The organism is Asanoa siamensis, assembly GCF_016862555.1.
Classification (GTDB): Bacteria; Actinomycetota; Actinomycetes; order Mycobacteriales; family Micromonosporaceae; genus Asanoa; species Asanoa siamensis.
In genome coordinates this window covers 33,873-56,148 of record NZ_BONE01000009.1, presented here as the reverse complement: position 1 = coordinate 56,148, position 22,276 = coordinate 33,873, and the positions used below count along the sequence as shown (strand labels likewise).

Annotated in this window: 24 protein-coding genes and 1 tRNA gene; 6 read left to right on the top strand and 19 right to left on the bottom strand. The window is 68.6% G+C overall.

The window, feature by feature from the left end; genetic code table 11:
* Positions 1-148: 148 nt before the first annotated feature.
* The 13 genes from prfH to Asi02nite_RS08035 all read right to left on the bottom strand — a co-directional run bounded on the left by prfH (position 149) and on the right by Asi02nite_RS08035 (position 13,859).
* Positions 149-760 (bottom strand): peptide chain release factor H, encoded by a 612-nt coding sequence (gene prfH / locus Asi02nite_RS08095; RefSeq protein ID WP_203711546.1) that lies wholly within the window; start codon positions 758-760, stop codon positions 149-151.
* Positions 757-1,833, bottom strand: a complete 1,077-nt coding sequence (locus tag Asi02nite_RS08090) for an RNA ligase RtcB family protein (RefSeq protein ID WP_373312184.1) — start codon at positions 1,831-1,833, stop codon at positions 757-759. Before Asi02nite_RS08090 ends, prfH begins: the two co-directional genes overlap by 4 nt.
* A 202-nt stretch (positions 1,834-2,035) precedes the next feature.
* Entirely contained in the window at positions 2,036-3,220 is a 1,185-nt protein-coding gene (locus Asi02nite_RS08085) for a beta propeller repeat protein (protein WP_203711544.1), read from the bottom strand.
* Positions 3,221-3,239: 19 nt separating this feature from the next.
* Positions 3,240-3,743, bottom strand: coding sequence for a sigma-70 family RNA polymerase sigma factor (locus Asi02nite_RS08080; protein ID WP_203711543.1), 504 nt, complete (start codon positions 3,741-3,743; stop codon positions 3,240-3,242).
* A 1,077-nt stretch (positions 3,744-4,820) separates the two neighbouring features.
* Positions 4,821-7,436: a class III lanthionine synthetase LanKC N-terminal domain-containing protein gene (locus tag Asi02nite_RS08075; RefSeq protein WP_203711542.1), complete on the bottom strand. Its 2,616-nt coding sequence runs from the start codon at positions 7,434-7,436 to the stop codon at positions 4,821-4,823.
* A 784-nt stretch (positions 7,437-8,220) separates the two neighbouring features.
* A tRNA-Arg gene (locus Asi02nite_RS08070) sits at positions 8,221-8,293 on the bottom strand.
* A gap of 356 nt (positions 8,294-8,649) precedes the next feature.
* A complete protein-coding gene (locus Asi02nite_RS08065) occupies positions 8,650-9,132 on the bottom strand; it encodes a hypothetical protein (RefSeq protein WP_203711541.1) in 483 nt (160 codons plus the stop codon).
* Between the two features lie 10 nt (positions 9,133-9,142).
* Positions 9,143-9,640, bottom strand: coding sequence for a hypothetical protein (locus tag Asi02nite_RS08060; protein ID WP_203711540.1), 498 nt, complete (start codon positions 9,638-9,640; stop codon positions 9,143-9,145).
* Positions 9,633-10,127: a WXG100-like domain-containing protein gene (locus Asi02nite_RS08055; RefSeq protein WP_203711539.1), complete on the bottom strand. Its 495-nt coding sequence runs from the start codon at positions 10,125-10,127 to the stop codon at positions 9,633-9,635. Before Asi02nite_RS08055 ends, Asi02nite_RS08060 begins: the two co-directional genes overlap by 8 nt.
* Before the next feature lie 3 nt (positions 10,128-10,130).
* Complete coding sequence (locus Asi02nite_RS08050; RefSeq protein WP_203711538.1) at positions 10,131-10,460, bottom strand: WXG100 family type VII secretion target; 330 nt, start codon at positions 10,458-10,460, stop codon at positions 10,131-10,133.
* Between the two features lie 5 nt (positions 10,461-10,465).
* Complete coding sequence (locus tag Asi02nite_RS08045; RefSeq protein ID WP_203711537.1) at positions 10,466-10,852, bottom strand: YbaB/EbfC family nucleoid-associated protein; 387 nt, start codon at positions 10,850-10,852, stop codon at positions 10,466-10,468.
* 94 nt (positions 10,853-10,946) lie between these two features.
* Entirely contained in the window at positions 10,947-13,004 is a 2,058-nt protein-coding gene (locus Asi02nite_RS08040) for a phosphocholine-specific phospholipase C (protein WP_203711536.1), read from the bottom strand.
* A 162-nt stretch (positions 13,005-13,166) separates the two neighbouring features.
* The gene (locus Asi02nite_RS08035) at positions 13,167-13,859 is read right to left on the bottom strand and encodes an SDR family oxidoreductase (protein ID WP_203711535.1); all 693 of its coding nucleotides are present in this window, start codon (positions 13,857-13,859) and stop codon (positions 13,167-13,169) included.
* Between the two features lie 55 nt (positions 13,860-13,914).
* Here Asi02nite_RS08035 and Asi02nite_RS08030 point away from each other — a divergent pair, with 55 nt between their 5' ends.
* The 4 genes from Asi02nite_RS08030 to Asi02nite_RS08015 all read left to right on the top strand — a co-directional run bounded on the left by Asi02nite_RS08030 (position 13,915) and on the right by Asi02nite_RS08015 (position 16,955).
* Positions 13,915-14,325, top strand: a complete 411-nt coding sequence (locus Asi02nite_RS08030) for a MerR family transcriptional regulator (RefSeq protein ID WP_203711534.1) — start codon at positions 13,915-13,917, stop codon at positions 14,323-14,325.
* 36 nt (positions 14,326-14,361) lie between these two features.
* Positions 14,362-14,880 carry a hypothetical protein gene (locus Asi02nite_RS08025; protein WP_203711533.1) on the top strand — a complete coding sequence of 173 codons (519 nt, stop codon included), beginning with the start codon at positions 14,362-14,364 and terminating at the stop codon, positions 14,878-14,880.
* A gap of 218 nt (positions 14,881-15,098) precedes the next feature.
* Positions 15,099-15,968: an aldo/keto reductase gene (locus Asi02nite_RS08020; protein ID WP_203711532.1), complete on the top strand. Its 870-nt coding sequence runs from the start codon at positions 15,099-15,101 to the stop codon at positions 15,966-15,968.
* Between the two features lie 141 nt (positions 15,969-16,109).
* Positions 16,110-16,955: an aldo/keto reductase gene (locus Asi02nite_RS08015; RefSeq protein ID WP_203711531.1), complete on the top strand. Its 846-nt coding sequence runs from the start codon at positions 16,110-16,112 to the stop codon at positions 16,953-16,955.
* A 42-nt stretch (positions 16,956-16,997) separates the two neighbouring features.
* On the opposite strand, the gene Asi02nite_RS08010 is transcribed toward Asi02nite_RS08015, so the two are convergent.
* Positions 16,998-17,297: a DUF1905 domain-containing protein gene (locus Asi02nite_RS08010; RefSeq protein WP_203711530.1), complete on the bottom strand. Its 300-nt coding sequence runs from the start codon at positions 17,295-17,297 to the stop codon at positions 16,998-17,000.
* A 57-nt stretch (positions 17,298-17,354) separates the two neighbouring features.
* Between Asi02nite_RS08010 and Asi02nite_RS08005 the strand changes: the two genes are divergently transcribed.
* Positions 17,355-18,311: an aldo/keto reductase gene (locus Asi02nite_RS08005; protein ID WP_203711529.1), complete on the top strand. Its 957-nt coding sequence runs from the start codon at positions 17,355-17,357 to the stop codon at positions 18,309-18,311.
* On the opposite strand, the gene Asi02nite_RS08000 is transcribed toward Asi02nite_RS08005, so the two are convergent.
* The 5 genes from Asi02nite_RS08000 to Asi02nite_RS07980 all read right to left on the bottom strand — a co-directional run bounded on the left by Asi02nite_RS08000 (position 18,312) and on the right by Asi02nite_RS07980 (position 21,459).
* Positions 18,312-19,265, bottom strand: coding sequence for a DNA polymerase domain-containing protein (locus tag Asi02nite_RS08000; RefSeq protein ID WP_373312183.1), 954 nt, complete (start codon positions 19,263-19,265; stop codon positions 18,312-18,314). It abuts the gene before it with no gap.
* A gap of 5 nt (positions 19,266-19,270) precedes the next feature.
* Positions 19,271-20,263 carry an AraC family transcriptional regulator gene (locus Asi02nite_RS07995; RefSeq protein WP_203711528.1) on the bottom strand — a complete coding sequence of 331 codons (993 nt, stop codon included), beginning with the start codon at positions 20,261-20,263 and terminating at the stop codon, positions 19,271-19,273.
* Complete coding sequence (locus Asi02nite_RS07990) at positions 20,244-20,663, bottom strand: hypothetical protein (RefSeq protein ID WP_203711527.1); 420 nt, start codon at positions 20,661-20,663, stop codon at positions 20,244-20,246. The genes Asi02nite_RS07995 and Asi02nite_RS07990 overlap by 20 nt, the downstream gene beginning before the upstream one ends.
* Complete coding sequence (locus Asi02nite_RS07985) at positions 20,660-21,064, bottom strand: hypothetical protein (protein ID WP_203711526.1); 405 nt, start codon at positions 21,062-21,064, stop codon at positions 20,660-20,662. The genes Asi02nite_RS07990 and Asi02nite_RS07985 overlap by 4 nt, the downstream gene beginning before the upstream one ends.
* Positions 21,065-21,138: 74 nt before the next feature.
* Positions 21,139-21,459 carry a hypothetical protein gene (locus Asi02nite_RS07980; protein ID WP_203711525.1) on the bottom strand — a complete coding sequence of 107 codons (321 nt, stop codon included), beginning with the start codon at positions 21,457-21,459 and terminating at the stop codon, positions 21,139-21,141.
* A gap of 185 nt (positions 21,460-21,644) precedes the next feature.
* On the opposite strand from Asi02nite_RS07980, the gene Asi02nite_RS07975 reads away from it, so the two are divergent.
* Positions 21,645-22,262, top strand: coding sequence for a TetR/AcrR family transcriptional regulator (locus tag Asi02nite_RS07975; protein WP_203711524.1), 618 nt, complete (start codon positions 21,645-21,647; stop codon positions 22,260-22,262).
* Positions 22,263-22,276: the final 14 nt, after the last annotated feature.

Here is a 22,276-nt window from a genome sequence, read left to right as displayed (position 1 = left end):
GATGCTGCCTGGATCGACGGTGGTTCGGCGCTGAGGCATTGCGGTGCCGCGTTGCGGTCGCCGCGCGTGGTTGATCAAGGCGGCGGTCGCTCTCGCGGCATGGAAGGGACCGCGCGGGCTGATCGTGACCGCGATTCTTTGGTCTGACCTATGGACGTTCGGTTCGCGTCGGGTCGCCGCGGACGAGTTCGTCGTGGATGTGTCGGCGGGCGGCGACCGCCGCCCGCTCGGCGGCGTCGTCCGCGCGCATGAGACGGTGCCGGATCAGCGCGATCGCGCGGCTGCGGTTCTGGCCGAAATGGCGTTCGGTGTCGACCACGATCACCAGGCCGGACGGGCGGTGGGTCGCCCGGGCCGCGGTGCTGACCTTGTTGCGGCGCTGACCACCAGGGCCGCCGGTGCGGCAGGCGACCACGTCGACCTCGCCCTCGTCGAACTCCGTCCGGGTGGTGTCCGGGTCGCACGGCTGGGCGACCACGTACCAGTTCTTGCGGCTCGTGCCCTGCCGAAACGGGCTCGGCGCCTGCCAGCACAGCGTGCCGCTCCACGCGGTAAGGAGCGCTTCCGCTTTGCCGCCGCTGATTTTGACGAGGATCGACAGAAAGGTGCCGGGCCGGTCGCCTTTGACGGTCTCGACCCGTTCAATGGTCAGACCTTTTCGTGCGGCGTCGGCCTCCAACCTCTGGGTGAGCCGGGCGACGGCCCACGCGCACTCCTGCGGACCACGGCCGGCGGAGATCAGCAGGTGCCGGGTCGTCACGAGCGGTCCTTGGTCTTGTAGGTCACCAGTGGCGCGGTCGCCGCGACCGGCGTGGCCAGCCCGTGGTCGGTGAGGTCGGCGATGACCTGCTCGATCCGCTTGTACGCGGTGGGCGCCTCCTCGAACAGCAGCTGCCGATCGCCACACACCACGATCGAGCCGAGCTTGGTGCGCCGGAGCTCCTGCACGGTGTGCTTCGCCTTCCCCCGCCGCAGGGCATCCGCGCGCGACATCTTGCGCCCGGCCCCGTGCGCGACGGACCAGTTGGCCTCCGGCCCGGCGTGCGCGGCGACGAGGTACGACAGCGTTCCGCGCGTACCCGCGATCAGCACGTGCCCTTGATCGCCAGGCGCGGCCCCCTTGCGATGGAGGTAAAGACCGTCCCTCACCTCGACGAGGTTGTGACTGATGTCGACGATGGGCGCGACGGGTCGTGCACCGATGGCCCGCAACGTGCGCGCGGCGATGAGCCGCCGGTTGAGCGACCCCCACCGCACAGCGGCGTCGTGCTGCTCGAGGTACTGCTCCGGCTCCTCGGTCGGCTTCGCGCCGTGGAGCTCCGTGTGCGCGCGGAGGATGCGCTCACCGAGACCACGTGAGCCACTGTGGACGATGAGCACGAGACGGCCCTTGACGAGCGGCCCGTCCGGCTCGAACACCGTCTGCACCCTGGCCAACTCGACGAAATGGTTGCCGCGCCCGACGGTGCCGATCCCGTTCCGATAGCCGAGCGGAATCTCACCGTCGATTTCGTCCCAGGCGGGATCGTCGTCCGCGGGCTCACGGTCGAGGTCGGGAAATCGCCGAGCGAGTTGTTCGGGTGAGACCCGCTTGAGCGAGACGGGAAACACGGCGATGCCACACCCGATATCGGACCCGACAAGGTGCGGATAAAGCAGGCTGGACAGCATGGCGGCCCCGATCGGCGCCCCTTTGCCGGGGTGCAGATCAGGCATGCCAGCAACCCGCACCATGCCTTCGAACGCGGCGACCTGCCGACACTGCTCGACAGCATCGGACTCGATCCAACTGCCGGGAGACGCGAAAACGGCGACGGTGCTCTGCAGAGACAACAACGCTCTTTCTTCCTACGGGAAGCACGGACGGGACAACAGCCAACGCGACAGCGGCGCGCAGGGCGATGAGGAGATGAGGTGTGCCCGTCAGAACGTCATAGGATCAAGCTTCCGGGAAGCCCGACGACTCGGCAATCGATTTTCTAGATGCTCCGAAATCTCGCCTCGTGACGGCCCCGGGCTGCCTATCGGCGGCTGGTCAGAATCGCAGCTCCGTCCAGCTGCGCCGATCAGAGGAGTGGAAATACGGCGGCTCCTGGCCGCTCTGGCCGCTGCCAGCGAGGAACCGGGCGCCGATGCGGTCGGATGGACGCCGCTCCGCGGCGGTGACCGGCGCGAACCGCTCACCGTTCCCGGGCAGCGTGAAGCTGCGACCGGTCAGGATGTCGAAGACAGTGAGCCCGCCGTCAACCTCGGGGGTGGCCTTCATTCCGATGTCTTCGGACGGTTTGGAGATCGGTGCGGTCAGCGCAACCCAGTGTCGTCCGTCGTCCGTCGTGCGCCACAGACGGTAGCCGTACGCGTCCACCAGGAAGGCGGTCCGGCCGTCATGGACGGCGAGCCGGCCGGTCGTGCGATGCGGTACGCCCGGCTCGGCCGCCTCCGCGGGAAGCGGGACATCGTTCCACGACCGGCCGCGGTTGCGACTGACAAACACCCACGACCGGTCATCATTACCGCCTTCAACCCAGGCGCTTCCATCGGCACCGAAGGCAACGTCGGTCATCGACTCGATCAGCGGTGCGACCGGCGGGGTAGCCAACCGCGCCGAGCGGCCGTCGGGTAGCAGCACGACAATTCCGATCGGGCCGCCGGCGTTGCTTTCGACCTGGGCCAAACCGTTGGCTGGGATGCTGTCCACGACGCCGTCGGGGCGCGGTGACGGCTGAGTCCACGTGGCACCGGCGTCGGTGGTGAACCAGCGCCGGTCGCCGTCGTAGCCGTCCAGGGCTGCCCGGGACGCGTCGAGTACCCGGAGGTTGACCCGGGGTTCCGCGCCCTCGTCGGTGTTTGGATAGGTCAGGTCTGGGACCTGGTGCGCCTGCCAGCTCCTCCCCCCGTCGGAGGTGTTCGCCAACCACACCCCGCAAGCGCCGGCGGAGGCCGGACACGAGGACGCCAGGGCGAAGCCGTGGTCAGCGTCGACGAAGTGGACCTGCGGCGGGCCGGTGACAGCCAGGTTCGCTGGCAATGTGGCGGCCGCCGGCGGGGGCGGCGATTCGCCGACGGTGAGGATGATGCCCGCGAGGATCGCGAGCACGGCCAAGGCGCCGGCGACGGCGCCGATACCGTGGCGCCGTCGGCGACGTTTCAGCCGACCCAGCATCGCGACCACGTCGGGCTGCGGCAGTGCGGCCAGCTCTTGGAACTCGTCGCGGAGCAACGGCTCGACGGCGGGATACCTATCGTTCATCGCTGCTCCCCTGGGCCTCGCGTACGAACTGGCGGCGGAGCGTGGCCAGCCCGCGCTGGCGCAGCGAGCGCACCGTGGCGGGGCGCCGCCCGATGAGGGCGGCTATGTCGTCGTCGGCTACGTCGTCGAGATAGCTGAGCACCAGGACCGCCCGCTGCGCGGGCGGCAACCCAACCAGCGCGCGGCGCAACAGATCGCGGGAGTCGACCAACGGATACTCATCGGGACCGGCCCAGTCGGCCGACAGCGGGACGGTCCGCGGCCGACGCAGCAGACCTCGCCACGCGCTCAGGTAGGTGTGCAACATGACCTTTCGGGCGTACGCGGCGGGATTGCCGTCGATCTTTATGCGCCGCCAGGCTCGAGCTACCTTTACCAGCGTGTCCTGGACGAGATCCTCGCCCGCGTGTGCCGACCCGGTCAGCGCGTTGGCGTAACGGCTGAGCATAGGCAGGCTCGCATGGACGAACTCATCGAACGACTCCTCCGGCACCGGGCGCCACCTCCACTGCTCTTGTACTCCGCCGACAGCCGATCCGTTGCTGCCGGACCACGTCTCATTGATTGCTGACGACGCGGGCGGTAGCGAGCCCCATCGGCTGGTCGAAGCGAGCGACACGCAGCCGTTCGGCGGCAGGATGGCGGCCGGACCACGCGTTGGCCATCCGACAGCCGCTGACCGCCACGATGATTCTCTTCAGTTGCTGGCCGGGTCGATGCAATCAAATCGTCTGCCGACTTCACGTGGCATTCAACGCGGCGCGGCCACGTCGTCGGTGTGCTCGACGTCGCGCGGACAGGTGTCGGGGGCACAGTCCGTAGCAATAGGCCACCCCGGCGCAGCATCTCGCTTGCAGCGTTGGACTTCGGCATCAGCGCGTGAAGATCAACTTGGGTCGGTCAACAAGCATCGAAAGCACTGATCGACGAAAGGAGCCGAGTGGGTGCGAAAATGGCCATGCGGCACGCCGCCTGGGCGCCGGAGAGGCCGACGATGTCGCGGCCGAAGCCTTCCTCCTTGCCTTCCGGCGGCGAACCTCATTCGATCCGGCCGAGCAGGGGGCATACCGCGCGCACGCCGTGCTGCGGCCGCGGACCTTGGATTCCAAGATGACATCGAGCAGACCAACGCGCGGCTCGTCGCGAACTTCGTATGTTGGCCACCTCGTTACGGCACTCGCCGAGTCGAGCACACCCACACGATCGCAAGGAAGGCAGCAAAGGTTGTGGACGAGCTCGAAATGGTGCCAGCCGTGCTGGCTGCCGACCCACCGTCGGATGAAGCGATCGGCGCCGCGCGAGAGCAGAAAGCTATGACGTCGTGGGAAGGCCATGGAACTGACCGGGGCGGAGGCGCCACCCGGCGACGCAGGTGCCACTCTCTACAACGTCAACCATGAAGTCACGTCGGGGCCTAGCATTTGTCTATGCGTACATCGAATGCGGTCCTCTTCATTCCGACTTCATCGGAGCTCGGTCGCGTCGTCGTTCAGATATGCCGACCCGCCTGTCCACGATCGGCCCTCCTGCAGCCCTGCGCCGCCATTTGGTCGCGCGACGCCTGAACAGCTCAGAAGGGCCCAAGCACAGTGGGCGAGGCGCCGAGCGTGATGGAGGACGAACCAAGGTCCCGAAGCCTAGTGACGAAGTCCAGAATGCCCGCTGTGCCAGTGGACCAGGACATGTCGTTGGTGCGATTCCAGTGTGGACGTTGCTCGACCAATGACGTGCCAACGGCGGTAATCGAAATCTGAACGGTGACCGACTCGGCCGCCGCCAGGAACCGTTCGTCGTGGTCCACGAGGTCGCAGAACAGCTCTCCGATGCCCGCGAGCCCGCAGCATTGGCCGACCTTCGTCAGATAGGGCAGCCAACGAAGGCAACCATCCGCACAGGCTACCGCCAGGTCGACCAGCGAGTTGTCCGAATGTTGACGACCAGCCGCGAGGAGAACTCTCCCCATGCCAGCCATGCCGCGGCACCACGAGCTGGACAGCGGAACAGCGTTCCTTCTCCTGGCCCGGTCAATGAACCCGGGTACGCCTTCCGCGAGTCGCGCGAGGCGCGCGGCGTACAGCCTTCGCGTGTCTTCGGTTGGGGAGCGCAGGACAAGCTGCCGCAGGAACTCGACCGGTCCAGCGTGTCCGTGGGCAAGGCCGAACGTGGTGTCGAGCCCTGGCACCGAGGCGTCCTCAGGGTCGAAGAATGTCCGTGGCATGTCGTGTTCGGTGACGAACTCGAGACAGTGCCGGATGGCCGCATCGTGTTCTGGGCGCGGGTCCAGGTCTCTGAGCAAGAGGTGGCCGAGTCCGATGCCAGCAGCACCGAGGATGACGTCATCAACCTCGGTCCGCTCATCGGGTCCGCCGAAGAGCAGCTCCGACGGCAGTGGTTCGCCCGGCACTCCGGCCGCCAGAGCACGACGTAGGAAGATCTCGGCTCCGGTGGTACCCACGTACAAGGCGGGCTTCAGCGCCACCCGCTCCGCGGTACGCGACGTTGTGGCGGCGATTCGCGCCACGGTCGCGGCTACGCCGGGACTGTCCAGGTGCCGCAGCAGGGATAGCCCGACGCCAGCCGTACCGCGGTAGACGCTGGCATCGGAAATTTCTTCCGGCTGGTCAAGCTGTTCGTTCACCGAAATGAGAAGTGCGGTGAGGTACCGGTCCACCAGCATGGCCGCCTCGGAGCCACGTCGGTACGGGACCGAAGTGTGGCGTCGGGCCTCCCAGCCGTCAGTTCCGCCGCGACCATCGGCGAGTGCCGAGAATGCGGTTGTCATGACCTGAAGGTCGCTGGAGAGCAGTTCTGCGATCAGGGACACCACGGGTGGCGGCCGGTCGCCGAAGATCCGTTCGATCATGCGGAGCGCGATGACGCGGGACGCGTCCGGATCGTCATCGTCCACCACAGGTTCGGCACCAGTCATGGCCACGAACAGCGTCATACCCAGCGCGTGCAGGTCGTCGCCGGGGGCGGCGGGGTCGCCCGCCATCTGCCGCGCCGGCGCGTACCCCTTCGTGCCTCCTCTGAGCACCACGTTGTGGTGGTTGCAGTAGCCGAAGTCGATATAGGTAACGCTGTCACCGGCCGCTCCCATGACGATGTTCTTCGGGCTCAGGTCGCGCACGAGGTAACCGCGGCTGTGAATCTCCTGCAGTGTGAGCGCGAGCTGGTGAGCGAGCCAATCGAGGCTTTGGTGGTCCTTGCTGGTCGCGTGCGGATCCGTCTCGCGCAGGGGTGTGAATCGTCCCTTGCGGGCCACGAAATCCTTCAGGCTGAACCTTCCGTCGTACGACGTGACAAGGTACTCATCGATTCCGTGTCGGAAGTGGTCCCGGAAGCGTGCCACGCCCGCCACGTCCTGCAGGGCGGTAAGCACGAAGCGTTCATTGCGTAGGCGGATCCGCGCGTCGACGTCCAAAGCCTCCGCCACGTACGCGCGGGCCTGCTTCAATACCACCTTCTCGTCTGTCCGTACGTCCGTGGCTAGGTACACGTTGCCGCGCGCGGACTCCATGAGGCCCTTGTCAAGTCGATAGTGCTGGCCCACCAACGTGGGTAAGCCGGCGTCGTCCTTGGGCGAGGTCACTCGGAAAGGGTCAGTTGCCCATGGGGGCTGTTCGTAACCGAGTGTGGCGGTGCCTTCGAAGACGGAACCGTCGGGGCCGACCATTACGGACCGTACGATGCCCTCCTTGCTCGCCATGAGCGTGCTGCGAAAGGGCCCGTACCGGTAGAAGACCGGAGCGTCTTGCGCCACCCTACGGTCGCTAAGAACCTGCGGTCCCACCCGCCCGCGCAGCAGTTCGACGAGTTCGGCCCCGAGCCGGGTCACCTGGTCCTGGTGTGGATAAACCGTAATCGCCTTACCGACGCTCGCCGGGGAGGTGACGCCGTCGTTCAATTCGGTAAGCACGCGGATTGAGCTCGCCACCTTGAACATGCATTCCGCCGACAGCAGCAACGGCATCACCGTCTGCAGGAGATTCGAGAAGTCCGCAGGTCGCGATGATATGTGCAGCTTCCACCCGTGATCGGGAAAGGACAGTCGAGGGTTGTCCACGTGCAACCACGTATCGGTGTGCCGAACCTGGCCGCCGGCCGCCAAGACCAGGTCAGACACAATACTCGCGATGGAGGAGACCGGCGCTGAGACACCGTCAATCGCCTTTTTCAAAGCCACCTCTGATTGTTCCGACAGTGTTGTAAACCGAGCTGCGGCCGTTTAGGCGGATCGGACGCGGTTGTTCAGTTGAGGATCTCGTCTTCGGCAGCGAAGTGACTCGAGTCCGAGTAGTTGCACCGAATTGTGCACGTCACGTAGCAGGCGACGACCTCATGGAGGGAGGCGCTGTCCACGAATTCCACGTGCAGCTCCTCCGGAATGGTTCCAGCGTCGCGAGGGGCGAGTTCGAGTAGGGCCGTCATGGCGATCCTTTCGGGTCGAATGGCGTGATCGTGAAGGCGCCTTGGTGCCCGTCGGAGGAGGCGACCTGCAGATCACGACGAGGGCATGCGAAAAGGCTACGTCGATCTCGTGGCCCCCAGAACCCCCTTTGAGCAGCGTTGAAACTACTTTGAAAGCTGTGGGACGCCGCCCTGCCGAACCAGCCGTTGAACGGCGCGTTCGGGTATCAGACCGGGTGGTCAATGGCGCAGGGCTACGCAAGGTCACTGCGATGCCTGTGGTGATGGAATGGGGTCAGCGGTCCCCGCCGGCCAATGCCCCGGGTCGATGCGTCGTTCTGAGAAGCATGGGTCTTAGGTGCAGCGATTAAGTGGCTGCAGCGGCGTCCGGACTCGCGTGGTGAATATGTGCGATCCGCTGCTCCGCGGTGGAGCGCCGACGAGGTTCGACACTGACGTCGATCCCACCCAGACCAACTTCGGGCCGCAACAGGTCCCGTGTGGACGTGCGACCTCCCCCTCCGTTGTTGGACGAGATCCGTCGCTCGGGAGCTCTGCTGTGGCCCAGGCGCGATTCGAACGCGCGACACCCGCTTTAGGAGAGCGGTGCTCTATCCCCTGAGCTACTGGGCCATGAGGGCACAGTACCAGCGGAAGGTGCGGCGGCGACCCGTGCTCCCCTGCCTACGGGAGCGAGCTATGTACCCGAGGGCTGTTGGCCCGTACCGCCGCGGGCCCTGTCGGCGGCGTCGCCACTTGCCGTAGTCGAGTCCGGCAGGTCGAAACGCACTCCGACGCTCGACGTCGCGGCGAAGGCCGCTCTGACGTTACGCACGCCGGGTTGCCGCCCGAGCGGGTGGAGGACGTGGCTAAGGTATGCCAGCGCCGAGCGGGGCATGCCGACCCAGCGGGCCGCTCTCACCGCAGGCGCGGGGCGGTTGCTTGGATGGTCGGCGCCTTCGGTTACGCGTTCATCGGCTCCGCGGTGGTCACTCCAAGGGGCCGGCGAGTGCGGGGAACGGGTACTCGAACTGGAACGTCTCGTTGGTCTTCGAATCCCTGTACTGCCAGTCCATCGGCCCCGTCTGGGTCGCCGTCGAGCCTCTCGTGTAACCCGTCAGCCGCCCGTACGTGATGGCGATCCCGCCGAAGTTCGGGCCGAAATAGAGTTCCACCCAGTCGCGCCCCGGGCCGAGGGTCTTTTGCTCGATGTGCTGGACCACCATGCCGCCCGGACCCTTGCCCTGGTAGAAGTCCGTGATGCTCTGGTAGGCGGCGTAGTCCCCGGGCAGGCGCTGGAACTCCGCCTCCTCGAACACGAAGGCGGCGAACTCCCGGATGCTGCCCGGTGAGGTGAAGGGATAGTCGACGACGAATACGACCCTGCGCCGCTGCGCGTCGAAGCGGTACGTGAAGACGAACGACTCCATCACGTTGTTGAGCGCATCCCGCGGGTCGCGCATCAGTTCCACCGGGTTCTCCTCACGGCCACGGACCCTCGTAGACCAGGTGGGTCAGGTCCTGGACCTGCGGATGGTTCCACGGCACGACATTGCCGTCGGCGTCCAGGAAGAGCTTACCTTCGGGCCCATCGCCGGGCGTCGACTGCGACGACTGCCAACGCAGATAACCGTTGGCCTGGCGCGACCATTTGTTGGCCGACGGGTTCTCGCCGGTCGGCCGCATGAAACGCAGGCGTTCCACGCCGTTCTCGTCCAACCAGATGAAGCCTTCGTTGTCGCGGGTCGGCACCTCGCGCCAGTTGCTCGGGCGTTGCCGTCGCAAGGAACGGATCGATTGACCCCGCAGCGAGCGTACGGGGAACGGCGTCGCGCCCGGGTGGCGCAGGCGGTTGCCGGGCAGGCCCAGGTTGGTCAGGTCGTATCCCGGCCGCAGGAGATCGCCGATCGGGCCGAAGACGCCGCGGGCCGAGCCGCTCCGGCCCTGGCGCCGGAGTCGTCTCTGCCGGCCTTTAACCATTGAGCAGCGCGTCCATCGCGAGGCCGAAGATCTGGTCCAGGATCATCGAGGTGATCATCTTGAAGATGGGTATCTGGGCCAGGGACGCGCCGAACGTCACCGCCGCCGTGGCGATGGCCTGGGCGATCTGGATGGCCAGCACGATCAGCTGGATGATCACGTTGATCTTCAGGGTGAGCACCACGCCGGCGATGACCATCAGGCCGAGGCCTACGCCCTGTGCGGCGGTCGCGCCGTCGGCGAGGTTTCGCACCGGGGCTTCTTGACCGGTCCATCTGCCCTGGAACGCGGCGATCGCCTCGCCCGTGTTGGCCGCGACGACCGCCGCGCCCAGGCCGTCGGCGTCGGCGCTGGTCGTCCGCACCTGGTCGCTCAGTGCCAGCCAGTGCTGGGCCATCTCGAACAGCTTCTCCTCGTCGGCTTCCGGCCACGAGTAGCCGAGCATGCCGAGCAGGGAGACGAGCTCGCCGGGAAGCTGAAGGCCCACCGGTCAGCCACCGCCGAGCAGGCTCTGCAGCCGGGCCATGCTGTCGGCGATCTCCGTCTCGGCCGACTCGAAGCTGTCGGCCATCGTGTGCAGGCCGTGGGCGAACTGGCCGAGCAGCTCACCGTTGCTCTCGAAGCAGCCCATCGCCAGGTCGTGGACGCCGAGGTAGAGCTCGCCGATGATGGTGCCGAGGTCGTCGCCGCCCCACGGTTGGCCGAAGGCCGCGATCGTCGTCTCGAACTCCTCGAGCGCGTCACCGAACCGGTCAACCACGTCGTCGAGCCCCGTCGCGCTGGTGCGCAACGAGTCCGGCTCGACCTGGAAACCTGTCACCCGCCCTACCCCCGTTGCTTGAGCGCCGCCATGACCTCGCTGATCGACTGGGTGTACCGCGCCATCTGGCGGACGCTCTGGTTCTGCAGCTCTTCGAGTTGCCGGGCCAGCGCCGCGGGGTCGGGCAGCGCGGCTGCCTCGGTCACCTCCTCCCGCGCCAGGGCGGAGTTAACCGCTTCACGAAGGTGGTCGGCGAGCTCCGTCGGGAGCATCCGCATCGCCCTCGGGTCGATCAGCACCTCGGTGAGCCGGCCTGACTCGGCGGTCACCTGGATCAAGCCGTCGGCGGCGACGCCGGTCCGTGGCTCCGGCGGCTGCGAAGGCGCCGGAGCCGCGTCGCGCAGCGCTTGTCGTGCCGCGCTCAGCGCCTGATCGATGTCGTCCGACGTCATGAACACCCCCAAACCGACGTCGATGTTATCGACAACAGGACACAAGGGACAGGGGGTACGCGTGCCCGCGCACCCCTGCCGCTCGCCAAGAGGATCAGACCAGCCCGCCCATGGCCGGGTCGGTGAAGCTGTCCTCGCCGTTCTCCAGGTGCCCCGCGAGACGCTGCACGGCCGAACCGTCGACCGCGACCGCCAGGTCGTACCAGCCGTGGTTGTGCGCGAGCTTCCACTCCCGCCGCTCGACCTCACCCGGGCGCAGCGTCAGCGACACCGGCTTGCCTCGGTAGCGGTCGCGGACCGTGACCGTGACGCGCTTGCGGCTGTGGTTGACGAACGCCAGCTCGAGCTCCAGCCGGCGCTCGTCGTACGAGGTCCCGACCGTCAGACCCGTCTCCCCGCCCGTGAAGGCGCGGAAGAAGCCGTTCGGCCCGTGCACCTCCACGGCGGCGGCCGCCGCCCAGGTGTCGGTGAGGTGCTTACCCGGTTCAACGGTGTACGACCGCGGCGCCGCTGGGCTGCCCGCCTCGCGCACCTGGAACACCGCCGTCGCGGCACCCGTGTTGCGGAACTCCAACCGCAGCGCCGCGGCGTCCCGGGAGGCTGACACGTCCAGCACGTACGGCAGCGCCCGGGCCGGCTTGACGCCCTTCTCCTGCCGCGGCACCGCCTGGTCGGCCGGCGGCACCGGCACCAGGTCGGGGAAGCGGACCAGGTTGTCGGGCATGAAGTCGTCGGTGTCGGGCAGCTTCACCGACCTTGACCGGTTCGGCGTCTTGAAGTCGAACGCCGACGTCAGGTCGCCCACGACGGCCCGTCGCCACGGCGTGATGTTGGATTCGACCAGGTCACGGTTGCGGCCGGCGAAGCGCGCCTCCATGAACCGGATAAGCGACGTGTGGTCGAACAGTTGCGAGTTGACCCAGCCGCCCCGGGTCCAGGGCGACACGATGACCATCGGGACCCGCATGCCGAGGCCGTACGGACCCGGCTTGTTGCTGCCGGCGCCCGGGAAGAACTCGTTGACGGTCGACACCGTCGACAGACCCTGCGCCGGGCTCTGCGGTGGGGTGGGCGGCGGCATGTGGTCGAAGAATCCGCCCTCCTCGTCGTACGTGATGAACAGGGCCATCTTGCTCCACACCGCGGGATTCGCGGCGAGGATGTCGATGACCTGGGAGGTGTACCAGGCACCGAATCCCGGCTCCCAGTTCGGGTGCTCGGTGTAGGCCTCCGGCGCGACGATCCAGGACACCTGCGGCAGCCGGTCGTGCTCCACATCGGACCGCAGGTCGGCCAGGAGCTGGAGCGGGTCGCGACCCAGCTTGTTGACCTCGGTGCCCCGCTTCGCCTTGTCGGCCAGCGGCGTCCCGGCCGGCGCGTTCTGGTACTGGTGGAAGTAGAGCAGCGAGTTGTCGCCGTAGTTGCCGATGTAGGGGTCGCTGGTCCAGCCCCACGAGCCCGCGGCGGTCAGCCCGAGGCCGATGTCCTGGTAGATCTTCCAGCAGATCCCGTTGCGCTCCAATCGTTCCGGGTACGTCGACCAGTCGTACCCGGCCTCCGCGTTGTTGATGACCGGCCCGCCACCCTGGCCGTCGTTGCCGACCCAGCCCGACCACATGTGGTAGCGGTTGGGGTCGGTCGGGCCGAGCAGCGAGCAGTGGTAGTTGTCGCAGACCGTGAAGGCGTCCGCCAGCGCGAACTGGTACGGCAGGTCGCCGCGGTCGTGATAGGTCATCGCGGTGACGCCCTTGTTGGGCACCCACTTGTCGTGCCGGCCCTCGTTCCAGGCCGCGTGCCCGTCGTTCCAGCCGTGCGGGGGATCGGGCAGGAAGGTCTGGCCCAGATCGGGTACGTCGGGCCGGAACGGCAGCAGTTCGCCGGCGCCGTTCGGCTGGTGGAACACGCTTCTGCCGGACGGCAGCGTGATCGGGTGCGGGTCGGCGAAGCCGCGTACGCCACGCAGCGTGCCGAAGTAGTGGTCGAAAGACCGGTTTTCCTGCATGAGGAAGATGACGTGCTCGACGTCGGCGATGGAACCGGTGCGGTTGTTGGCCGGGATCGAGACGGCCCGGTCCAGGCCGGCCGGGAGTGCCGCGCCTACCGCCGGTGCTCCCATCATCTTGAGGAATGAACGGCGATCGAGTTCGCCCATGGCTCTGCCTCCCCTGGGGGTCAAACTGGGATGCTGGCCTGCGGAAGCTATGTGGGCGAAGTGGACGATAGGTGACCAACGCCGGGCAATCGCGGTGCCAGGCGTCGACGTTCACAACTCATCGATACGGGTACGGAGAGTCACCGGCGGCGCGGCCCAGCCTCAGACAGGTGAACCGATTCGGCGCATCGTGATCGTGCTGACGTCGACACCCTCCGGTTGGGACAGTGCCCAGACGATGCCCGCCGCGACCTGGTCGGCCGTCAGGTAGCCGCCGGGCCGGTCCGCCGGAGCGCCGCCGATCGGGTCGAAGAAATCGGTCTCGGTGCCGCCGGGTGAGACCAGCGTGACCCCGATGCCCTGGCCCGTGACCAGTTGGCGGGTATTGCCGGCGAGCCCGGTCAGCGCCCACTTCGTCGCGCCGTAGATGTTGCCGGGTGTGTGCAGCAGGCCCGCGACGCTGCCGACCAGCACGATCCGGCCATGGGCGGTGGCGAGGTGGGGGATCGCCGCCCGGATCAGCGCGGCCGGCCCGAGCACGTTGGTGAGCACCATGTGGCGCCAGGCCTCGGGGTCACCGTCGTCCAGGCCGTCGTGGGTGGCGTACCCCGCGTTGGCGACGATGTTGTCGAGCCTGCCGAACTTGGCGACCGTGCCGTCCACGGCGGCCTGCGCGTCGGCGGGCTCCGCGCTGTCGGAGACCAGCGTCAGTGCGTCGGGGTGCGCCTCGCTGAACCGGTCAAGCTTCTCGGCCCGCCGCCCGGTGACGGCGACCTGCTGCCCGAGCGCCAGCAACTGCCGGGCGGTGGCCGCGCCGATGCCGGCGGATCCTCCAGTGATCAGGGTGACTGTCATGGCCCGGACCATATGAGCTAGAGCGGGCTCTAGCTCAAGCGCTAGCGTGCGGAACATGGCGTACGGCATCGGCGAGGTCGCGGCCCGCACCGGTCTGAGCGTGCACGCACTGCGGTTCTGGGAGCGCGAGGGCGTCTTCGTCGGGCCGATCGTGCGGGACGGCGGGGGCAGGCGGGTCTTCTCCGACGACGACATCGGGTGGGTCGAGCTGTGCGCCCGGCTGCGGGAGGCCGGCATGCCGCTGGAGGCGATCCGTGCCTATGCCGACCTGGTCCGGCAGGGCCCGGGCAACGAGCCCGACCGACTCGCGCTGCTGCGCGCGCACCAGGAGCGGATCGAGGCGCGGATGGCGGCGCTGTCGGTGGGCCTGAGCATGATCAGTTACAAGGTCCGAATCTACGAGAAGCGCCTGGCCGAGGGCACGGCGGCGACGCTCTGGGCGACTCCGCCAGCTTCGAACGATTAAACCCGAAAAAGACCCATATCGCGGTACGTTGGCCCCATGGCCGACGGCTCCAGCGACACTCCCACGTCGAAGGCCTCCGTGCCTACGCCGGGCGAGCTGCGCCGCGCGTACCGGGAGGAGTTGGAGCCCGGCGAGCGCTCGGTCCTCTGGTCCTGGCTCGGTTTCACGCTCACGTTCGGCGCGGTCCGGGCGATCACCTACAGCATCCGCGGCGGCAGCACCCGCTTCCACAACCTGACCATCGGCGGCGTCCACCTGCACCACTACATGTGGGGCATCGGCATGGTCAGCGCCGTCGGCGCACTGGCGGTAGCGGGTTGCGAGCGCAAGCGCCGCCACCCCGTGACGGGCGTCGTCTACGGTTCGGGAATGGCCTTGATCGTCGACGAGTTCGCGCTGCTCCTGGACCTGAAGGACGTGTACTGGGCCAGCGAGGGCCGCGTCTCGGTCGACCTCGGCGTGGGCGTGGTCGCCCTGGGCGGCACGGCCCTGAGCATCCGCCCGATCCTCTCGCGCTTGGCCCGCGACCGCAGCCTGACCCACCACAGGCCTTGAGCCGGCCACGGCCTTGAGCCGGCCACGGCCTTGAGCCGGCCACGGCCACAGGCCCGGACGGGCCATTGGTCCTGACCCGGTTAAGCAGCGACCGCACGTTTCACAGCAGTTCCGCATTCACGCATGAAGGGGGCATAAAGACCTCGTGGCGCTACCCTCCGAAAGAGGGGCGGCCCGGCCAGCCTCGGTTCGCCCCAAGCGATTGGAGGCGCGCGACCATGCCAAGTGCCAGCACCGCCGGGACGATCGATATCGGTGGGGATCTGACCGTTAACCGGTTCGGCTTCGGGGCCATGCGGATCACCGGGCCTGGGATCTGGGGGCCACCGAACAACCGCGACGCGGCAATCGCGACCTTGCGGCAGGCCGTCGCCGAGGACGTCAACTTCATCGACACGGCGGACTCGTACGGGCCCGACGTGAGCGAGGAGTTGATCGCCGAGGCGCTCTACCCGTACCCGGACGATTTGGTCATCGCGACCAAGGCCGGCATGTACCGCACCGGACCCGACGACGGCGAGGCGGACGGTTTCTGGCCCAAGGACGGCCGCCCCGAGCACATCATCGAGGCGTGCGAGGCGTCGCTGCGCAAGCTGCGGCTCGAGCAGATCCCGCTGTACCAGTTCCACAAGACGGACCCCAAGATTCCGTTCGAGGAGACGATGGGGGCCTTCGTCCAGCTCAAGGAGCAGGGCAAGCTCCAGCACGTCGGTCTGTCCAATGTGACCGAGGAACAGATCCGCGTCGCGCAGCGGATGGTGCCGATCGTCTCCGTGCAGAACCGGTACAACATCGACGACCGCACCTCGGAGACGATCGTCGACCTGTGCGAGCAGGAACAGATGGTGTTCATCCCGTGGGCACCCATCCTGAGCTCGGACGACAGCCCGGCGGTCCGGGCCATCGCCGAGCGGCACTCCGCCACGCCCCGGCAGGTCGCGCTCGCCTGGCTGCTCGGTCGCTCGCCGGCGACGCTGCCGATCGCCGGCACCGGTGACCCGACCCACCTGGACGACAACCTGGCCGCCGTCGACGTGCACCTGGACCAGACCGAGATCGCGACCCTGACCCGGCTGGGCGGCCGGTGACATCCGCGCGCCGTAACCGCCGAATCGACCGAGAGCGAGCACCAAGGGGTACACAGCGAAACGGAGCTAGGCTCCACTCTGAAGGCGGAGGCGAGTGCCAATCGCATTTGCCTCCGACATCTGATTGGAGTGTCTGCACCCATGCCCAACGCCAGCTCCGCGGGAACGATCGACGTCGGTGGGGATCTCACGGTGAACCGGTTCGGCTTCGGCGCCATGCGCGTCACCGGCCCGGGCATCTGGGGACCCCCGGCGGACAAGGACCAGGCCATCGCCGTGCTACGGCGGGTGGTCGACGCGGGCATCAACTTCATCGACACCGCCGACTCGTACGGGCCGGACGTGAGCGAGGAGCTGATCGCCGAGGCGCTCCACCCGTACCCGGAAGATCTGGTCATCGCCACCAAAGGTGGCCTGCTCCGGCCTGAACCGTTCAAGCCCTGGCCGGCCGACGGCCGCCCCGAGCACCTGCGCGAGGTCTGCGAAGGCTCGCTGCGCAAGCTCAAGCTGGAGCAGATCCCGCTCTACCAGTTCCACCGGCCGGACCCCGACGTGCCGTTCGAGGACTCGATCGGTGAACTGGTCAAGCTCAAGGACGAAGGCAAGATCCGGCACATCGGCCTGTCGAACGTCAACGAGGAGCAGATCCGCGCGGCGCAGCGGCTGACGCCGATCGTCTCGATCCAGAACCGCTACAACGTCGACGACCGCGCCTCGGAGACCCTGGTCGACCTGTGCGAGCAGGAGTCGATGGTGTTCCTGCCCTGGGCACCCATCCAGGACCTCGACAAGAACCCGACCATCCACGCGATCGCCGAGCGGCACCACGCGTCGGCCCGTCAGGTCGTGCTGGCCTGGCTGCTCGGCCGCTCGCCGGCGATGCTGCCCATCCCCGGCACCGGCGACCTCGCGCACCTCGAGGACAACCTGGCCGCCCTCGACCTCGAGCTGTCACAGGCGGAGATCGCCAGCCTCACCCGCGCCTGAAACCCCCCGCAACCCCCCGCTCCGGCGAGCCCGGAGCGGGGGTCAGGTCAACAACTCCACCCGCACCGTCGCCACGTCGCCTGCGTCGAGGCCCTCCTTCGCGCGCACGGCGCGCTTCAGTGGCAGCACGTAGCAACCGCTGGCGCTGTCGGGGAACACCGAGGTGCGCCAGGTGCTCGCGCCGACGGCGACGTGGACGCGCACCGAGCCGAAACCCCGGCGGACGCCGGCGGTGCGCTCACGGATCTCGGCCGACGCGTCCGCCGGCAGGGTGACGAACACCCAGCTGTCGTCACGCCGCGCGTCCCAGACCCACAGCTCGGCGTCGAAAGAGAACCTCACCCGCACAGCTTCACACCCGGCTACGACAGTTCGGGCCGCAGCGACGAAGGACCCCGAATGATCAACACAACCGGCAGCCGGACAGGTCTCGGCTGCATGGGCATGTCCGCCTTCTACGAGGGCCACGGCGACGACCCCGAGTCGATCCGCACCATCCACCGCGCCCTCGAACTCGGCGTCACGATGCTGGACACGGCCGAGATCTACGGCCCTTTCAGCAACGAGGACCTGGTCGGTCGGGCGGTCGCCGGCAACCGCGACGCGTACGTCATCGCCACCAAGTTCGGTCAGCTCAGCCACCTCGACGGCCCGCCCGCCCGAAAGTTCGACAGCTCGCCCGCGAACATCCGGATCGCGGTTGAGGGCTCGCTGCGCCGGCTGCGTACCGACCGCATCGACCTGCTCTACCAGCACCGGGTCGACCCGACCGTGCCGATCGAGGAGACGGTCGGCGAGATGGCCCACCTGGTCGCCGAGGGCAAGGTGCTCCACATCGGACTCTCCGAGGCCGCACCCGACACGATCCGGCGGGCACACGCCACGCACCCGATCGCCGTGCTCCAGTCGGAGTACTCGCTCTGGACCCGGGACCCCGAAGCCGAGGTGCTGCCTGTCCTGCGCGAGTTGGGCATCGGGCTCGTCGCGTACTCCCCGCTCGGCCGGGGCTTCCTGACCGGCCGCTACACCAGGCCGGACGACCTGCCCAGCGACGACTACCGCGCCTCGATTCCCCGGTTCAGCGCCGACAACTTCGCGCCGAACCTGCGGATCGTCGAGGAGGTACGCGCGGTCGCCGACGAGGTGGGCGCCAGCCCGGCGCAGGTCGCGATCGCCTGGGTCCTCGCGCAGGGCCCGGACATCACGCCGATCCCGGGCACGACCAAGGTGTCGCGCCTGGAGGAGAACGTGGCCGCCGAGACGCTGACGCTCACGCCGGCGCAGCTTGACCGGTTGAGCGCGATCCAGCCGCCGGTCGGCGACCGCTACGCGGACATGACCCCGATCGGCCGCTGATCACTGCGAGGAGCGCCGCTCCCGCGCCCGTCGCTTGCCCTCGTGCATCGCGACGACCCGGGCGATCGGGATCGTGTGCCCCTCCTCGACGAGACCGGGATCGAGGCGCTGCGGCGGCGGCATGAGGTCGGCCCACGGGTCGCCGTCGCCCAGCGCCGCCGCGGCCGTGTGCACCGTGTAGTCGGTGGGCACGGCCGCTTCGAGCGCGTCCCACGGCAGCGGGAACGAGACCGGCACGCCGGGCCGCAGCCGCGGGCTGTACGCGGCCACGACGGTCGCGCCACCCGCCCGCGTCGAGTCGAGGAAGACCTTCCCTTCCCGCTGCTCGACGATGAACGCGGTCGTCGCCAACGCCGGGTCGAGCCGCTCGGCCCGCGCCGCGATCGCCCGGGTCGCGGCCGCCACGTCGTCGTGCGCGGACCCGGCGGCCAGCGGCACGAACACGTGCGCGCCCTTGGCGCCGCTCGTCTTCGCCGCACCGGCCATCCCGCACGCCGTGAGCACCTCGCGCACCAGCAGCGCCGCCTGCGCGGCCAACCGGAAGGCGCCGCCCTCGGGCGGGTCGAGGTCGAGGATGAGGTGGGTCGGGTGGGCCCAGTCATCGGCGACGGACAGGCCCGGGTGGTATTCGACCGCGCGCTGGTTGGCGAACCAGATCAGCGTCCGCCGGTCGTTGCACAGCCCGTACGAGACCATCCGCCGCGACCGGTCGGCCCAGACGTCGGCCCGCGCCACCCAGTCCGGCGTGTATTTCGGCAGGTTCTTCTGCATGAAGGGCGGCTGCCCGGGCCGCACCCGGATCACCGACAGCGGCCGGTCGCGCAGCGCCGGAACGATCCGGCCGTGGACCGCGTCGAGGTAGTCGACCAGGTCCCGCTTGGTCGCACCCGCGCCGTCGAACAGCTCCTGGTCGAGGTTGGTCAGGGGCACCCCGTCGCGCTCTTCGCCAGCCATACGCCCTATGTTTCCACGACCGCGCGCCGCCGGTACTCACTCGGCGACACCCCGTTCCAGCCGCGGAACGCGCGGTAGAACGAGGTGGCGTCGGCGAAACCCAGCAGGAAGGCCACTTCGCCGTCCGTGAACGTGGTGTCGACGAGGTAACCGCGGGCGTGCTGGTTGCGCACCTCGTCGAGCAGCCGGCGGTACGACGTCCCGTTCTCGTGCAGCAGCCGTTGCAGCGCTCGCCCGCTCATCGCGAGATCCCGGCCGACCGCGGCAAGGCTCGGTCGCTGGCCGCGCAACCGGTCCGCGATGGCCCGACGCACGTGGGCGAGGTCGTCGCCCGCGGGGGAGGGGGTTCGCTTCTCCAGGTACGGCAGCAGCGCGCGGAGCAGGTCCGGATTGTGGCTGACGAACGGCCGGGCGGCGTCGGTCGCGCCGAACGCGATCGTGGTGACCGGCTGGTCGAGCCGGATCGGGCAGCGGAAGTAGTCGTGGTGCTCCGGGCTGACCGACGCCGCGGTAAGCGCGATCCGGCGTGGCGCCAGGTCGGGCACCCGCGTCGCCCGCCGCGACACCTCGACCAGGAAGGTGAGCTCGGCGTCGACGAGCACCCGCGGCGGGCGCTCGTCGGGCCACCGCCAGGCCAGCGTCACCTGGCCATCCGAAGTGGACAGCTCCAGCGACTCCGGTGTCAGGATCCGCTTGTACGCGGCGACGGTGGCGAGCGCCGCACCCACCGTCGCCGCGCCGAACACCGCGAGGAACAACGGTTCCGTGTGATCGGCCCGCAGCGATCGGGCGAGCCGGATCCCGATGGCCGGATCGCCACTGACGTCGCCGATCGCCTGCCAGAGCGCGAAGTAGTCCGGCACGCTCAGCCGGGCACCGGGGATGTCGAGCAGGCGGGCGGGCAGTCCGGTCAGCGCGAGCACGTCGCTCGCCGCGACGCCGTGCTCGGCGAGCGCCGCGGCGAGCCCGACCGGCGGTTTACAGCGCTCGGACGTCACTGGTCACCGGCCGTCCGGCGGTCACGAGCGCCGCGGTCAGCAGCAGGCCGAGCAGGTAGTGGCTGGGGATCGCGGCCACGATCGCCACCCGGCCCTGCGTGGTGGCGAAGATGCCGTCGTCGCGCAGCGCGAGCCACATCGTCCAGTCCACCGTGGCGCTGCCGAACTGGTAGGCGGCGAGCGCCGCGACGATGCCGCGGTGCGGTCGGCGGCGGAGGAGCCAGGCCACGGCGGCCTGCACGACGAGCGAGACACCGAGGAGCTTCAGCGCCCACTGGCCGTCGGCGTTCAGGCGGAAGCCGTACAACGGCTCGACCAGATCCGGTGGGGTCAGGGCGACCACCGCGTACGCCGCCTCGACGAGGGCCACGACGGTGAGCGTACCGCTTAACCGGTTCATGCCAGCTCCGCGCGGTTCGTGAGCAGTTGCCAGGGCGTTCGGCCGAGCACGACGGGGAGGCCGACGAGGGTGCCGATCACCAGGACGATGTCGCCGGCGGCGAGCACCGTGACGAAGGTGCCGGCGGAGTCGCCGAAGCCGAGCGCGATCGTGGCGACCACGAAGGTGAGCCGGATGACGCCGTTCCAGAACGGGAACGCGCCGTACCGTTGAAGGTCCATTGCGGACAGCAGCAGCACGATGCCGGCGAAGAGGCCCATCAGGGCGGGCAGCCAGACCCAGAAATCCGAGTACGGCGGCGCGACGCCGAGCGCGTCGAGGGCGCCCGGCGTCAGGAAGACGATCACCGCGCCCGCGTTGTAGAGGCCGGCGGCGCGGACGAACCAGGTCATGAAGCGCATGACCCGAGCATCCGCGCCGCCGGCGGTGCCGGGAATGGCGGAACGCGCCAGCCGGCTTGCCGAACGCGCCCGCGTCAGTCCGGGGGCGGGTTATTGATCAACCAACGCAGGGTGAGTCCGGCGAGGTAGGCGAGGCCGAAGGCGACGAGTTGCCACAGCGCGTCGTGGCCCCGCCAGGAGAGTTGACCCATGTCGCCGGCGATGAAGCCGACGAACAGGAAGTAGGTGATCACCGCGAGGCCGAGGCTGTAGCGCCAGTCGGGGATGAGGACCGCGCCCACGGCCGTGGCGATCACCAGGCCGGCGAGCCCGAACGGAAGCGGGGCCGAGGCCAGGATGATCGTGAGTACGACGACCGCGACGGAGCCGATGCCCAGCTCGATTCCGGGGGTCACCCGGGGGGTCGTCGGGTGCCGAATTACTGCCATGCGCCCAGCTCAGCGCGCCGTTCGACAGTCAGCCACGATCTTGACGGCTTCGCTATGAGCGCGGGCCGCGTCTTGACGTACCCCTGATCTGTGCCCTGCTTCACATAATAAAACTTTTCGTGTTGTGCAAGATCAGAGGGTACGGTCCAGGGGTGAACACCGCACCCGTCCTCGGCCGTCGCGACCGGAAGAAGCTGGAGACCCGGGCCGCGCTGTCCGCCGCGGCGCTGCGGCTCGTGGCCGAGCACGGGCTCGAACACGTGACGGTCGAGCAGATCAGCGAGGCCTGCGACGTCTCGTCGCGGACGTTCTTCAACTACTTCGCCAGCAAGGACGACGCGCTCCTCGGCGGCGACACGGAGATCGGCCCCGCGTTGGAGACGCTCCGCTCGCTGCCCACCGACACCAGCCTGGTCGAGGCGCTCCGGCTCGCGTTCATCCCGGTGATCCACCAGATGGAGGACCATCGCGAGACCCTCGCCCTGCGGATGCGCGTGGTCTCCGAGAACCCCCAGCTGCTGCCCCGGCTGCTCGCCACGAGCGTCGAATCCGAGATGGCGGTCGCCGCCGCGGTCGCCGACCGTCTCGACCTTCCGCCCGACCACCCGTTCCCGGCCGTCGCTGCCGCGGTCACGGGGGCGGCGTTCCGGGTCGCGTTCATGCGCTGGGCCGACGAGGACCCCCGCGCTGAACCGGCCACGCTCGCGAAGCTGGTCGACGAGGCCTTCGACATCCTCGCGAGCGGTCTCGCCGAGCCGACCCGCGCATAGGCACCACCGCACAT